Genomic DNA, 16415 nt, shown 5'->3' with positions numbered 1-16415 from the left:
GGAGATTTCTCCCCTCCTGTTTCGGCCTAAACCTGTTCTATTTTTTTAGTTTTTGTTCAAGTCAAACTTTAACCCGAAGTTATAACGAGCATTATAGTACTCCATTTGCATGGTTCTGCTCTGTACACCTTGATAATATCTTAAAGGCTGATTGGTCAGGTTGTTTCCTTCAAAATACAAACGAAGCGATGGCGTGAAAGCATAGGAAGCATTCACATCCAGGAAAAGTTGCTTATCATAGAATCTGTCTTCAAAAGCCTCTCCACCAAGCTCATCGATATAATCGCTGGCATAGTTAAATGATGCTCTTGCCACAAACTTCTTGTTCTCATAAGAGAGAGATGCATTAAACATATGCTCCGCTGTACCAGGAAGTGCCAGGTTTTCGTCCTCACGCTCATCTATACCCGTAGTAGAAGACTGAGTGTAAGTATAGTTTAAGTAGATACCCAGGCCTTTCCATAATTGTCTCTGGAATGCCACTTCACCACCATACACTTTTGCAGTACCACCGTTTCTTGGCAGAGTATACTCAAGGTCATTACCAAACTGCGGGTCATTATAGTTTTGCAATGTCTGCGTATAAATAAAGTTGTCAATGTCCTTATAGAATCCGCCAACTGAGAAAATACCGATGCTTTTGAAATACTGCTCTATCATCACATCAAAGTTGGATGAGGTAGTCGCTTGCAGATCAGGGTTACCTCTTTCCAATTCTGAATCTTGTGGAGAGAAGTTGGCGTACGGCACAAGGTCAAAATAATTCGGTCTGGCGATAGTATTGGTCCAGCTTAATCTGAAAATTCTATTCTCAGAACCGTCATACTTTAGGTGAACACCCGGCAGGAAATTTCCGTAGGCATTACTTCTACTATCTTCAGTAGAGGTTTCATCATCCAGGTTGTAGATATTTCCAGTGTAATCGATATTGGTTTGCTCATATCTTACACCAGCGATTACAGCCAACTTTTTAGAAATCTGCTGATCTACCATCAAGTAACCTGCAGTAATGATCTCATTAGCATTATAAGTACCCGGCACCCACTCTTCAGGAATGCTCTCACCTTCGAAAAGAGCAGGATTACTTAAATCCAGACCTCCCAGGTATTCTGCAGTAGCAAAGTTTCCTACTGCGTATTGAGACCCAACCAGGTAGTTTGGATCAGAATAATCAGCTGTAGTTACATCTGCCAAAGTTTGGATAGAGCCAGCCAACTCAGAGTACTCAAAGAATTCAAGCTCTCTGTCTTTTACTTTATTTCTGTATCGTCCTCCAAATTTCAATACACCACTATTAGAGTATGGCAATGAGAAGTCTAGCTTGGCATTGAGATCCTGATCAAAAGTGTATTGATACTGCTCAGTAATTTCATTTAGTTCAATACCGAAGTTATCTGCAGGGTTAGCTAAAAGTGCTAATGGATACTCAGGATCTGAAATATCTAAACGTACATTCTGTCCGGACTGACGGAAACTGATATAACGCTCATTAGGCCTTTCCTCTGAGGCTTTTGCAGCCGTTACATTCCAGGTTGCATGTAGTTTATTGAAAAGGTGATTACCATTTACTGTGTAATTCCAAACTCGTTGGTCCTCAAGTCTACGGTTTTTCACTCGGTCGTTACCGATACCACCTTTTGTCTGAAATTCAACTCTACCAGCCGAAATATCATAAACGCCATTTCCAATATCGGTAAAGTCACCATCATCAAAAGCATCTTCAAGCTGACTAACACGCATTCTAAATCTATTCTCCCAGTCGTCTCTCCAGTTATACATGGCTGAGAAGCCAATGGAATGATTTGGTGAGAAATCGTAATCAAGATTAGCGGAAAGTGATCTTCTCACACGCTGAACACGATACTCTCTTATGTCTAGCTCATCTACTACCACACCATTATCATGGTCAATCCATACGGCTTCTGTATTGTCAGAGCCGAAATTGTGATTGTTATAGGAACCCGAAAGTACAAAGCCGAGTTTATCATTTAATATTCTATTCCCAAGAACAAAAGCACCCGTATAAATCGGCTTTTTAGAGAGCATGTTCACACCAGATCCCAGAGTTCCTGAGATTCTCAAATCAGAGGGAGCCTTTCTGGTAACCAAGTTTACAGAGCCACCAATAGCATCGGCATCCATATTTGGTAAAACAGCCTTATTCACTTCAATGGTTTGAATCATATCTGACGGTACCAAGTCCATTTGAACTAATCTGTTATCGCCTTCAGCAGAAGGGATACGCTCACCATTAAGAGTCACGGAGTTAAGCTGAGGAGCCATACCTCTGATGATGATATTTCTCGCCTCACCTTGATCATTCTGCATGGTTATACCCGGTATACGCTTTAAAGCATCACCAATATTGGCATCAGGAAAACGACCAATCTGATCCGCAGATACAATGTTCGTGATATTGGCATTTGTTTTCTGCTGATTTAAGGCCTTTGCCTGTCCTTTCAGACGATCACCAAGTACAATGACCTCATTGCTGAGCACCACACCAGACTGAAGAGTAAATTTCTTATTATTTACACCAGCTGAAAGATTCATGCTTTCTTCTATGGCCTGATATCCGATATAACTGATCAGAACCTTAACAGCTCCCGTCTGGAGGCCTGTCACAAAAAACTGTCCTTCATTATTAGAAATAGCCGCTTTTTCATTCACTTTCACGGTAGCACCCGGCAGAGCCAGTCCGTTTTCATCACTCACTGTACCTACCAGTGTAGACTGAGCTATACCAGCCAGAGGAGCCATTAAGAGTAGAATAATTTTAAAGTAATCTTTTAACATTTGCGTTAGTTTAGGTTTTAAGCCCGCAAAAGTATCGGGGCGAGATTACGCCAATGTTAAGAGAACATATTCCTTTTGTTATGATAAAAAATAGGTCAGCCCTTACCCGGGCTGACCTATTCAATTCACTCAAACCTATACAAAACTGTAATTAAAGCGGCATTCCAAACCGCAGTACAAAAGTCTTTAAACAATCTGGTGAATACTGATTTTATAGATCAATGAATAATCAAGAAGCATTTTAAAAACCAACAATTCCTTAATGTGCTGAACCAAGTGATTTAAAAATGTAATACAGGTCTTCAGAGACCTTATTGGCAAGCTCTTTCAATTGCTCTACAGTATAATCGGGATAAAAGTCGAAGAAAGTTTCACTGTCTGACAATTCGTCCTTTTTGACCTCGGGATTGATAGAAATAGCAATATATCCTGCGGGTGGATTAATGGGATCATCTACTTTTTTAGCAAAAACTGCAATAGGATCTGCCTCATCAGAATAGAGTACAAAGTAAATCTCCTTCTCTCTTCGCTTAATCAGTTCAAAACCTTCAGCTCTTAATCCCTCAATCGCTTTACCACTTAAGGAAACAGAGTCAAAACCTCCTGAAAAGCTTCGAACATCTATATTGAAATAATGACCCAGGGTCTCAGCCCATATTTGAGCAATGATACTCCGGTGAGAGTTATTTACACCTATAAAGTTTAAAATCAGAGGTTCTTTATGGATTAACTTTTCTCTGAGATAATTGATAAGAGGGGCCAATTCCACCTTCCTTTTCTCATTAATTTCTACCTCCTCAAATTCTATAATCGTTTTCCTGATTTCAGGAAAAAGGTCTTGATTCATTGCCTACGCTCGTCTCTATACTTGATTCCTGCCGCCAAAAGTAAATTTCTACATAATTGGGTTCAAATTATCTGTGTTAAGTTTCACAAAACTTAACATTGGAAGTTTTCAGCATTTCTTAGCAGCCAGTAACTTCTTTAAAAAGTGTAGGAATACATATCACTCTTTATGCTCATTTATAGTTTGAAGACCTTTAATAGCAGGAGAGATTTACAAGCTGGAATTCGGCCTTCCTTTTGTGCAAACATTTGCACAAAATAGACCAAACCTCTTTTTTTGCCTATGAAATAAAACCCCTCCAAGACTTTTTTATCTTATTTCGGGGTATTCAACCAAAACCTATGAAATAATGAAAAAGATTCTATCGATCTTTCTTTCTCTACTTCTAACCGCACCTTTACTTTTTGCTCAGGAGATACCACTTCCGGAGCACCCCAGACCAGACTTCATGCGTGACAACTGGATTAACCTTAATGGTACCTGGGACTTTGAATTTGATAGCCTTAATACCGGTCTTTCTAATGAATGGCAAGCAGGCAAATCAAAATTTTCAAAAGAAATCACCGTCCCTTTTCCATGGGGATCTGAGTTAAGTGGCGTTAAAGATGAGGCAGATATAGCCTGGTACCGAAGAGAGATCAAAGTGCCGGAAAACTGGAAATCAAAGAAAACATTCTTCACTATTGGAGCTTCTGACTGGGAAACCACCGTATGGATTGATGGCCAGCTGCTCGGTAAACACACCGGTGGTTACACACCATTTTCTTTTGACCTTACACCTTACGTAAAACACGGCAAAAAACAGAAGCTGGTAATCCGTGTAGATGACGCCCGAAGAATGTTTACCCTCTACGGTAAACAAGGCTACGGAAATGCCCGCGGAATCTGGCAAACGGCCTACCTGGAAGCCAGAGGAAATACCTTTATCAAATATTCGCATTTTTTGCCCGATATAGATAATCAATCTGTTACCATAAAAGGTGAACTAGGCGAGGCTGCCATAACAGATATACCTGTTGAAATCCGATTTTCGAATGGTCAACTGGCAATCGCCAAAGTAACTGCGGGTCAAAAAAAGTTCGAGACTTCACTCAAAATCAATTCGCCACATTTGTGGTCATTAGAAGATCCCTATCTCTATGATGTGAGCATAAAAGCTGGTGATGATCTGGTTAATTCCTATTACGGTCATCGTAAAATCAGTGTTACTCCGCTACCGGGAACGGACATCCCATACATTGCTATAAATAATGAACCCGTTTATCTTCAGCTTGCTCTTGACCAATCATATCATCCGGAGGGCTTCTATACATTCCCTACAGATGAGTTTATGAAAAACGAGATTGTGCTGGCCAAGAATATAGGCCTGAATGGTATTAGAACACACATTAAGGTAGAGGTACCTCGTAAGCTTTATTGGGCAGATAAGCTGGGATGTTTGGTGATGGCAGATTTGCCAAATAGCTGGGGCGAGCCAGATGAGCAAATGCAAAAAGCATCTGAATTTACATTGCGAGAGATGATAGAGCGTGATTTCAATCACCCATCTATCTTCAGCTGGATAGTGTTCAACGAAACCTGGGGGCTAAAGACAGCCGTTGAAAAGAATGGAAAAAAAGAGAACGTTTATCTACCAAAGACACAGTATTGGGTGGCTTCAATGTATTATTTAGCCAAGTCTCTAGATGGCACCAGACTGGTAGAAGATAACTCTATCTGCTGCGGAGCGGGGCATACCGAGACAGATATTTATAGCTGGCACCAGTATCTTCCAGGTTATAAGTGGGAAGAATTCATGAGTAACCTGGATACCACCACTTACGCGGGCAGCACTTACGATTACGAGCCTGGTTTCTCGCAGGGGAATCAACCGATGATTAACTCTGAATGTGGTAATGTATGGGGTTATGCCGGTAGCACAGGTGATGTAGACTGGAGCTACGATTATCACCGCATGATGAACGTTTTCAGAAAGCACCCTATTATGGCTGGCTGGCTATATACAGAGCATCATGATGTTATCAACGAATGGAACGGCTACTGGAAGTTTGATCGTACTCCTAAGTATACCGGTCTGGGTGATTTGGCTTCGGGCATGGCAGATACAGATTTTCATTCTTTGGTTTACCTTTCTACGGGGCAAGATATTACTCGAAAAAGCACCGCAGGAACTAAGGAAGCTGTAGAGCTTTATCTTTCTTGTCATACAGGAAATAAAATGCCGCAGTCTAAACTAAAAATCAGTTATCAACTGAAAGGTACCGATGAATTTGGCGAAACCTACTCTTCTGAGAAAAACGAAGTGGTAGTAGACTACCAACCATGGATGCAAAAGCAACTCAATGATTTATCGGTGAAAATGCCTGCGAAAAATGGTATCTACCACTTGTCTTTACAGGTTCAAGATATGAATGGAAAAGTATGGCATACCAATGTCATGTCTTTTGCAGTAGAAGGTGCTTCTGCTCCAAATCACTTTACGGTCCCCGCGGGCAGCTATTTGGATGCTGCGTTTACAGTAAAAAGTGAGTCAGTTTTGGATGGCAAAAAGGCCAATGGTTTAGGTACAGGATCTTTTCAATACAGTATCAAAGGTGATGCCGATGCTGTAAAAGGGAAAAATGGCTATCTGTTACTGGAGTTATCTTCAAGACCTACGTATATGAGGGATGACAAAGACGCCGAAAAACTTAAGGATCTGGATTATATGCTTGGAGCAGTGGCAGACCCGGCAAAAAATGCCAATGCCTACCCTATGACAGACACCTACTTAAATGCCTCTGAAGTAGTGATTTCTGTAGCCGGCAAGAAAGCCAACAGCCTGATACTAAGTGATGACCCGGCAGATCATAGAGGAGTGCTAAGCTGGTTTAACCAAAACGAAGATGGAACCCTTACAGAAGCGGGTACATATGGTTATTTGGTAAAAATCCCATTAAGCAGATCGCAGGTTAGGGCATTTAAAAAGTCTGGCTCTTTGGATTTTGAGATCAAAACAGAAAGCAAAAATGGTGTGGCCGTTTACGGCAAAGATTTCGGTCAATATGCCTTTGACCCTGGGGTAGTTATTTACTAGTTCTCGTTACATTAACATTTACAAAAGCCACCTCCAAAAGGTGGCTTTTGTTGTTTGAAATATATTGGACTGACTTGATATTGAGCTTTAACTCTTTATCACAAAAAAGTCCGAAGAAAACTTCTCCGGACTTTCCATCAAAAAACCAAATTTACAAAAATCAAGGATCCGGAGGATCGAAGGGATTTTGTTGTGTGGACACTGAATACTGTAGATATTCAATGAGACAGCCTTCCTTCGACTTAGAAGTACTACTTAGCAAAAAGCCTGGTTCGGGCTTCCATCTTTTATAATTGGTAGGTTCTTTTGCCTCGGCAACTTAATAACAGCATTCTCTCCCCCACCCTGAAAACAGAGTGAGAAAGAGAATAATACTGCGAGAATACTTAACGAAAACCTTCGCATTTAGTAATTCGGGTTTTGCGTAACCATGCCTTGCGGACTTCCGTCTACATAGCGTTGAGGAATAGGGAAATACTCATTCTTACCTTCAGTAAAATTGGCATTTGCCAGGAATGATCTTCGAGTTTTCTCGACTACCAAATATTCATTGATCACATCTGCTGCTATACCCCATCTTACCAGATTAAAGAATCGCTGACCTTCCATTGCCAACTCAAGTCTTGTTTCTAGTCTTACTGTATTTTTTGCCTCAGCTTGATCAGTCCAGGCTTCGCTATAAAGACCAACAGCATAATTTGCGGCATCTGCCGAACCATCTAAAGTCTTAACGAAAGTCGAGTTTTGAGCTCTACTTCTGATCTCATTCACCAAGGTTCTGGCCTCTTCTAAATTACCAAGCTCTACGGCAGCTTCAGCTTTCCAAAGTACCACCTCGGCATATCTTATGATATAATAGTTCAACGCAGAAACATAAGGCCACACTTTTACATAATGCTCAGAATTTGCCGAAACAATTCTCTTTTTTGAACCGTAAGGACCATAAGTGGCAAGATCTCTGGCCCATGTCTCACTGTATAGAATATCAAGGTCCTTGTATGGAATACCCGGGCGACCAACAGTGATATCTAATCGAGGATCTACATGATCATCAGCAGTAACATCAATATTATCAGTCACCGGTAATCCGTCAGCATCTGTTTTAAAGGCATTCACAAGGTTTTGAGAAGGTCTATGAAAACCATATTGAGGATAAAACGGACCACCTGGAGGTGTAAGTCGATCACCAATGCTACCATTATAGTTTGAAGATTGACCATCATTTATGGTATGCTGCACCGCAAAAACCACTTCTCTACCATTATCATTTTCAGGGAGAAAGACGTCACTAAAGTCAGCCATTAATTCGTATTGACCACTATTCATGACTTCACTGACAGCGTCGTATGTCTCCTGCCATTTTTCTTGATATAGATATGTTTTAGCCAAATAGGCCTTGGCAGCCATTTTGGTAGGTCTTCCCTGGTCTGTTTGTGTGGCTGGTAAACCTGAGTACGCAGCTTCGAAGTCTGCCTCAATTTTAGACCATAATTCTTCCGAAGTAAACTCTGTATTAGACTTGGCAAAATCCTCGGCATTTACTACAGTTTCGTCAATATAAGGAATCTGGTTATAGATTCTTTTCAACTCAAAATAGTAATGACCTCTTAGGAAATGAAGCTCAGCCATTCTTGAAGTCTTTAGATCCGCATCAAACTCCTCTGACGCCTGTAGGATACGCATGGCATCATTAGACCTTTTTATACCTTCATAAAGAACTGCCCATTTTCTTTCTACGTCTATCACTGTAGGATCGGCCTGATAGATTTCCATACGGTGAATCTGAGCCTGATCACCCGTACCTCCACCACCTTTATAGCAGTCATCTGACATAACATCACCAAAACTCCAATTGGAAGCCGGAGAGTTAAAAGCATTTGACGCACCATCCATCTGGCCATTAAGTACCTTATAGGCTCCTACTATTACACGTTCTACGTTTACAGGGTCTGTGATTTGCCCCGGATTTACTTCTCCGTAAGTTTCTTCGGTCAGAAAGTCTTCTGAACATGAACTCAGAACGGTCATAGCTATGCCCAAAGGCATCACTACTCTTGATATTATATTTATGAATTTCATTTCAATGTTCTTTTAAATCGTTTTTAGTATTTGATGTTCAAGCCTACAGCGAATGTTCTGGCCGGAGGATAAAGACCACGGTCTATTCCGATATCCAAATTTCTATTACTGCTAGAGTAACTCTGTAACCCTACTTCAGGAGTAAGACCAGAGTATTTTGTGATGTAGAAAAGGTTTGTACCCTGTACAAAAATTCTTGCGTTCTGAAGTTTCGGCCCGAAAGTATAGCCCAGTTGAAGATTACCCAGTTTCACATAAGAACCATCTTCTACGTAGTAGCTTGAAGGTCTGATATTATTGTTAGCATCATCCAAAGACAATCTCGGTATATCAGTATCAGTGTTTTGAGGAGTCCAGGCATCTAATACTGCCGAACTCTTATTATAGGCCGCCTGGTTAAAGAAATACGTTTTGTATTTGGTCAGGTTATACAGTTCTGAGCCAAAGCTTCCAGAGAAGAATGCATTTACATCAAAACCTTTGTAGTTTAGATCTAAGGTAAAGCCGAGCATAAAATCTGGAATCGGAGAACCGATATAGGTTCTGTCATCGCCGTCTACCACGCCATCATTATTCAGGTCTTTAAATTTCAAATCACCCGGCTGAGCATTTGGCTGTGCACCATAAGCGTCTATCTCAGCTGCTGTCTGGAAAATACCATCAGCTACATAACCGAAGAAAGAACCTATAGGCTGACCTACGGCACTTCTAGAGACCTCTTGCCCGAAATTAATGCTGTGTAATGATGAAGAAGGGATACCCAAATAAGTGGCATTATTTAGCTCGGTCAATTCATTTTTGAAACTCGTAAAGTTCAAATTGACTCCATAAGAAAGGTCACGAGCCTGTCCATTATAGGAAATATTTGACTCAAAACCCTGGTTTCTCATTTTACCGTCATTAACCCATACACCATCATTACTACCACCATAAGTCAATGGCAATGAAGCATATACCAGAATGTCTTTGGTGTTTTTGAAGTAGTATTCAGCACTTACCTGTAAGGCGTCATCTAAGAACCCTAGGTCTGCTCCAAGTGAAGTCTGAGTGGTGGTTTCCCATTTGAGGTTAGGGTTTGCTACTCTTGACTCCACCAAGCCGGTCTGTACTGTATTTTGAGAACCGTCTATTCCGTAATTAGAATTTGTATTATAACTGGTATAACTTCTGATAGTTGAGTAAGATGGTACCTGCTGATTCCCAGTTCTTCCCCATCCACCTCTTAGTAATACTGAAGAGACTGCTGAGTTTTTATTGAAGAATTCTTCTTCATCAAGTCTCCATCCTAATGAAAAGGCCGGGAAAGTCCCCCATTTGTTTTCGCCTACCAGTCTTGAAGTTCCGTCTTGTCTTAAAGTAGCAGTAAGAAGGTATTTCTCTCCTAAATTATAATTTAGTTTCCCGAAGTAGGAATTAAGAGCCCTACCGTTAGCACTTCCAGAGTTCAGCTGATTTTCTGTTCCGTAATTCAGGAACCAGAAATTATCAGTTTCATACATGAAAGACTGTCTTGAGGCCGAGAAGCCTTCGTAAAAATACTTGACGGCCTCTTGCCCTATAATCACATCAAAATTATGATCACCAATATTATTCTTGTAGTTCAAGGTATTGGTAAAAGTCATCTGGTAATTGCTGGCATTATTGGTAGAAAGAGAGTTGATAAGATTCAATGTCAAAATCTCATTAAATACCGGAGAGAAACTTCTGGAGTTACTATTCAAATAATCCAGACCCGCAGATGAATGGAATGTAAAGTCACCGATAGAGATGTCACCATAAATATTACCAAAGAGTTTTACCTCTTTAGTTGAATTATCCTTGCTTCTAGTCAGCTGACCCAATGGGTTCTGAAGGTCATTAATTGGGTTACCAGCAAACTCTCCATTATTGTCATAAACAGGAATAATTGATGGGTATTGATACGCATTATACACGATACTCCCCAATGATCTGTTGGTACCAACACTCACTCTCTCAGAGTAAGAAGCATTTAAGTTTTCACCAATTGTAAGAAAATCGGCCACCTTATAAAACGAATTAAACCTTCCAGTAAAGCGGTTAAAGCCTGTCTCTTTGATCACACCATCCTGATTAAAGTAACCCAGTGAGAAAACCTGAGAAGAGCGATCGCCACCTTTGGTCAGCGTAAGATTATGGGATTGGATAGCCGCAGGTCTGAATATCTCTTGAACCCAATCGGTATTGCCAGATGGAATCGTCTGAGCATCATTAAGATAAGCTGGGACTACTGAAGTGTTTGGATCATCACCATAAATATCATGTGAAGGAACCTTGCCATCGTTTTTTGAGGCTTGCCAAAGCATGTCGCCATACTCCTGAGCATCTAACATTCTCGGCAAATTAAAAGCTTGCTGCACACCAGCGTAGCTGTTCAATTCAATTGTTGGCTTCTCGTCTTTACCACCTGTTTTTGTAGTAATTAAAACCACACCATTAGCAGCACGAGAACCATAAATAGAAGCCGAGGCAGCATCCTTAAGGACTTGCATTGACTTGATATCATTCGGGTTTAATGTATTAAGCCCGTTGGCCACAGGAACACCATCAATAATCACCAAAGGCTCGTTATTATTAATCGTACTGAATCCTCTGATTCTAATGGCATTACCTCCACCCGGGGTGTTATCACTCATGACCTGAACACCGGCAGCTCTACCCTGTAGCATTTCTGCCACATCAGCTTTTGGTAAGGTGCTGATTTCAGCTGGATCAACCGTAGCAATAGACGAAGTAATATTCCTTCTACTTTCTGTAGAATATCCTGTCACCACTAGCTCATCTAAAAGTAGAAGATCTTCCTCCAGGACTATCTCTAATTTACTCTTGAAATCCGTGATTTGAACTTCCTTAGTTTTATAACCGAGGATTTCAACTGAGATAGTTGATTTGCCTTCAGGCAATGAAAGTGCAAACTGACCGTTCTCATCAGTCATTACTACAGTATCTGAGCCTTTAATTCTGATCAAAGCCCCAATAACCGGAACGGCATTCTGGTCAAGCACCTTGCCCTCCAGCTCATTATTTAAAAGGGTATTTTTGGCGTGCTTTGTAAGGTAAAGCGGAGAGCTAAACCCTGGCAAAGCCATTAAGATGCTCAACGAAAAAAGAGCAATCAAGTAACGTTTTTTCATAATAATAGTTTTTTGTTTGAAGCCGCAAAAGAACGATTTGAAGATTAAGGGATCGTTTCCTTTTTTTTAAGTCAAACCCACGATGGTCAAACACAAACTATTTGTCTATAAAAATGAAATCTAGAAGCCTCAAAAAAGCTTTTTTAGTGGATTACTATGATTCCACCGAAGCACAAATCCATTACATAAGTTTTACAATTTGTTTACATGAAAACATACCAAGAATGTATAAATAGAGGTTAATACAAATGGGGGTTTTCATTGCCAATTAGTTTCGACACTATAGTAGAAAAGAGCAAAAACACCCTTGAAAGATACAATCAGTATGATTTATTGGGGAGAATCGTTACGAACTGAATGATCTTCTTATTTTTACCAAAGTCAATAAATACTAAAATGAAAAAGATATTCTTATTAACAAGCCTCTGCTTTGTTACACTTCTATCAAATGCTCAGCTTATTGTCAATAATGGCGATGAGGCCTCTGATAATTTTTTCCTGCGAGTTTATGAGGCACAAACCAGACAGATTAACTCAGATGGTTTGGATCCGAGTATTGAGGGAACACCTCTGGTGTATGATGAATACCAAATGGCCGAAGTTTATACAAAGAATGGCGATGTTAAAAACATGCCAATGAATTACAACAGCCATAAGGATGTATTTTACTTCAAACTAAGAGATAGTAATTACGAGCTGGACCCTTCAGAAATGATTGACTTGGTTAAAATAAAAAACCATGTTTATGTGGTTAAGAACTATGAAAAAGACAATCAGAAGACACGAGGCTTTCTTCAATTATTGGTCATGGGCGATTATAGATTAATGGCAAAAAAGGAAACAAAATTCAGACCTGAACAAGCACCAAGAGCATTGGAAACCAAACCAATGCCTGCGAAATACATCACTTTGAAAGACAAATACTTTTTAGAAACTCCGGAAGGTGAGATCATTGAAGTTTCAAATGGAAAGGATGTGATCAAAGTAACAGGCGTGAACAAACTTGCCGGAGAAGCTAAAAACAGGAGAATCTCAATTAAGAAGTCCGAGCATCTTGTTCCCTTAGTTCAACTACTAAATGACATGAATAAGGCCAAGTCTTAATAATTACAGAACGTTAATAATAAGGCCTCGCAAATGCGGGGCTTTTTTCGTTTCGTTGGATTTTATTATCAATTTGATCCAAGAGCATGTCTCAAATTGAGATAGGAGTATTTTAATTAAAAACACAACTACTGTTTCATTTCGCAATTGAATCCTCTCCACTTTAGTAAGAGGCTTGACTGCCAACCGCGTTGCCGTACGGGAATCGAAATAAATCGAGACCTCAACTGATTTCAGCCGTGAAAATGAAATCAGCTCTAACACTTTTTTGAGAACACCATAAATGTCAAAAGCCCCCCATTTTCGTGAGAGGCTTGACCGCCAACCGCGTTGCCGTACGGGAATCGAAATCATTCGAGACCTCGGTTGATTCCGATTGTGATTATTAAATTATCAATGATACTTTTTTGAGAACCCTATAAATGTCAAAAGCCCCCCACTAACGTGAGAGGCTTTGTGACCCGTACGGGAATCGAACCCGTGTTTCAGCCGTGAAAGGGCCGTGTCCTAACCGCTAGACGAACGGGCCGACTGGTCCCATAATTCGCTTCAGGAAGCGGCAAATCTTACCTGATTTTGACATTATGTCTCAACTCGTTTCCGAATTGAGTTGCAAAAGTATATGGTTCATTTGAACTACACAACACCTGACTCAAAAATATTTTAAATATTTATCAAACATTTTTAAAAACACATGATTATCTGTGAGTTAGCATTTCACACTTCTTCCGTACTTTTGTCCTTCATGAAAATGCTAACCACTGTTTTCCTAAGTCTAATTGGGTTTCTTGCCTCCGGCCAAAAAATCCAAAACCCTACTCTGTATCTTCAAAGAGACCTCAAACAAAGGTTCTCTTATCATTCTGAGATTGAGCAATACTGCAATTATATCATTAATAGTCAACCCGGTAGATTCAAAAAAATCCCTTACGGCAGAACTCCGGAGGGACGAAACTTATTTCTGGTTGTCGCCGCTTCTGCAAAGAATCTTCAGAATCTTGAACAGATCAGAAATGAGCATATTAACATCACAGAAAAAAAGGCTCAGAAGGAAGACAAGCTCATCATTTGGCTGAGTTATAATATTCATGGAGATGAAGCCTCAGGTTCTGAAGCCGCTTTAGAATTGCTTTTTCATATTTCGCAAAATCCTATCAGCGATAAACTCGTCGTTTTGATTGACCCAAATCAAAACCCTGACGGAAGAGAACGCTATGTTCAATGGTTTGGTCAAACACAAAACCCCACAATTCAACCGAATGAGTTTGATGCCATTTACAAACAGGCTTGGCCCCATGGCCGTTACAATCATTACCTCAGCGATCTAAACAGAGACTGGCTTTGGCAGGTGCAGCCCGAAAGTAAACAACGCATGGCCCTTTATCAGCAATGGATGCCACATATACACGGAGATTTTCATGAAATGGAGCCTGAGAAAACCTATTTTTTCCCACCATCGGCAGAGCCTGTCCATAAAATTGTCAACAATGACCAAAAGCAGGTCACCTATCAAATCAGCACTTTCTTGAGATCATTATTTGAAAAGAAAAAGTGGCCCTTTTATACTGAGGATGAGTTTGATCTTCTATACCCGTCTTACGCCGATTCATACGCCACTTTCAATGGCTCCATTGGATTAACTTTTGAACAGGGTGGCTCAGATGAGGCAGGTATTTTTTATGTCAATGCCAAAGAAGACACAGTTACTTTAGAAAAAAGGGTTCAAAAGCATTTCGAGGTCAGTAAAACACTTATTGACAAACTCCCCGACATCAGGACTTCTATTTTACATTCTTATGCCGACTACTTTCAGGCAATGAATGTGGATGGTACATATATCATTCGTAACGCCGATAAAGCCAAAACGAAGCCTCTCAGGGACTTTCTTGACAATAATGAGATTATCTATTTCCAGCACCTAACAAGCCGGCAGAAGCTCGCTTACAGCTACCAGATAAGAGATAGCCTTAACATTCAGATTCACCCCGGAGATTTGGTTATACCAGCTGATCAAAAGAGATCGGCAATGCTGAAGGTTTTATTTGAACCATCTACCCAAATGGCCGACCTCAAAACCTACGATATTACAGCGTGGGCGGCACCTTACCTTTTCAGTATAGAGGCTTATGCCGTAGACAATATCTCACCTGAAAACTATACAAAATACCAGAGCCAAGAGTCAATAATCCCACAGGAACAATTTGGCCTTGACTATCATTCCAGTGCCTCTGCAGCATTCTTAATGAGAGCCCTTCAGACCGGTTCTGAAGTGTACAGACTTGATTCATTAAACAAGACTCAAATCTACTTTTCAAAAGGTAAGGCCAGCGATGCTACCTGGAAGTCTCTGTGGGAAGAGCTGCAAAATAGAGAACTACAACCAAAACCGATTGAGAGAAAAGATTGGCGTAGTATTGCCAAACCAGAATATGAAGTCACATTACCTCGAGTAGCCTTGATTTATGGGGAAGATACTCACGCTAATATGCTCGGGGATCTTTTGACTCAATTTGAGCAGGAATGGAAGATACCTTATACGCGACTTAGCCCAACCCGAATCACCAAAGAGATATTAGAGGAATTTGATGTTCTTGTTTTCCCAGATGGGAATTACAGAGATATTAATTTCAATCAAGACAGATTCAAAAGGTGGCTGGCAGATGGAGGGAAACTTGTGCTCATACAGAATGGTATGCAGATCGCCAGAAATCTGGATATCCTTAAGCTGCACCGTAAAAATATTGACCAGATAACTTACTCCAAAAATAAAAACGCCCCGGAAAACCTTCTTCAAGGTGCCCTTTTTCACCTTAACCTTAACGATAATACTCTTTTAGGTAAAGGCTTTAATGCCAAACCGGCTGTTCTTCTAACAGAACTTCCCCTTTTTGAAACTCAGTTAAACTCTAAGCTAACGTCTATTACTACCGATTATAGCGAATACATAAGTGGTTATGTTGGCTCCGTAGCTGCCGAGCATCTTCCAAATAGTTTTATTGCAGGTACTTACCATTTCGGAAAAGGTGGGCTACATCTATTTGCTATAAATCCAGCGTTTAGAGGGATTTTAGAAGATGGTAAACTGCTTTTGGCAAACGCCATTCTCTGGCCTTTGAAGTAATTGTGGCTTAAATTCATTTAATGAATTGTACATTCTTTTTGCATTGCAAATCAATCAAGACTCAAATCTATTCTTTAACGAAGCCTAAATAATACTTTCAAATATTGGGTCAATACTTCAAAAATCATTCAATAAGTGTTTTTGGCCTGGACCTCGACAAGAAGCATTTCTTCTTTATAAGATTGCAGACCTAGTAAAACTCACATTCTTATAGGGTCAAAAAAATGCCCGCCGACGCAA

General features: G+C 40.3%; 7 protein-coding genes and 1 tRNA gene. 3 read left to right on the top strand and 5 right to left on the bottom strand.

The genetic code is table 11. From position 1 onward, the window contains the following. Window positions 1-45: 45 nt before the first annotated feature. Together ACUXV0_RS15240 and ACUXV0_RS15235 are read right to left on the bottom strand one after the other, a co-directional pair. Window positions 46-2796 carry a TonB-dependent receptor gene (locus ACUXV0_RS15240; protein WP_446190430.1) on the bottom strand — a complete coding sequence of 917 codons (2751 nt, stop codon included), beginning with the start codon at window positions 2794-2796 and terminating at the stop codon, window positions 46-48. A gap of 259 nt (window positions 2797-3055) precedes the next feature. Beyond that, window positions 3056-3643: a hypothetical protein gene (locus ACUXV0_RS15235; RefSeq protein ID WP_446190429.1), complete on the bottom strand. Its 588-nt coding sequence runs from the start codon at window positions 3641-3643 to the stop codon at window positions 3056-3058. A 349-nt stretch (window positions 3644-3992) separates the two neighbouring features. On the opposite strand from ACUXV0_RS15235, the gene ACUXV0_RS15230 reads away from it, so the two are divergent. Next, window positions 3993-6719 carry a glycoside hydrolase family 2 protein gene (locus tag ACUXV0_RS15230; protein WP_446190428.1) on the top strand — a complete coding sequence of 909 codons (2727 nt, stop codon included), beginning with the start codon at window positions 3993-3995 and terminating at the stop codon, window positions 6717-6719. Window positions 6720-7124: 405 nt separating this feature from the next. On the opposite strand, the gene ACUXV0_RS15225 is transcribed toward ACUXV0_RS15230, so the two are convergent. Beyond that, window positions 7125-8798 carry a RagB/SusD family nutrient uptake outer membrane protein gene (locus ACUXV0_RS15225; protein ID WP_446190427.1) on the bottom strand — a complete coding sequence of 558 codons (1674 nt, stop codon included), beginning with the start codon at window positions 8796-8798 and terminating at the stop codon, window positions 7125-7127. A 23-nt stretch (window positions 8799-8821) separates the two neighbouring features. Further along, entirely contained in the window at window positions 8822-11950 is a 3129-nt protein-coding gene (locus tag ACUXV0_RS15220) for a SusC/RagA family TonB-linked outer membrane protein (RefSeq protein ID WP_446190426.1), read from the bottom strand. A 396-nt stretch (window positions 11951-12346) separates the two neighbouring features. Here ACUXV0_RS15220 and ACUXV0_RS15215 point away from each other — a divergent pair, with 396 nt between their 5' ends. Further along, window positions 12347-13054: a hypothetical protein gene (locus ACUXV0_RS15215; RefSeq protein ID WP_446190425.1), complete on the top strand. Its 708-nt coding sequence runs from the start codon at window positions 12347-12349 to the stop codon at window positions 13052-13054. 457 nt (window positions 13055-13511) lie between these two features. Here ACUXV0_RS15215 and ACUXV0_RS15210 read toward each other — a convergent pair. Further along, window positions 13512-13583: transfer RNA gene (locus ACUXV0_RS15210), tRNA-Glu, on the bottom strand. A gap of 216 nt (window positions 13584-13799) precedes the next feature. On the opposite strand from ACUXV0_RS15210, the gene ACUXV0_RS15205 reads away from it, so the two are divergent. Continuing rightward, a complete protein-coding gene (locus ACUXV0_RS15205; RefSeq protein WP_446190424.1) occupies window positions 13800-16175 on the top strand; it encodes a M14 family zinc carboxypeptidase in 2376 nt (791 codons plus the stop codon). Window positions 16176-16415 lie beyond the last annotated feature (240 nt).

This window comes from Jiulongibacter sp. NS-SX5, assembly GCF_052828545.1.
Note: the sequence above shows the minus strand (reverse complement) of the source record. Positions and strands in the feature narration are given on the sequence as shown.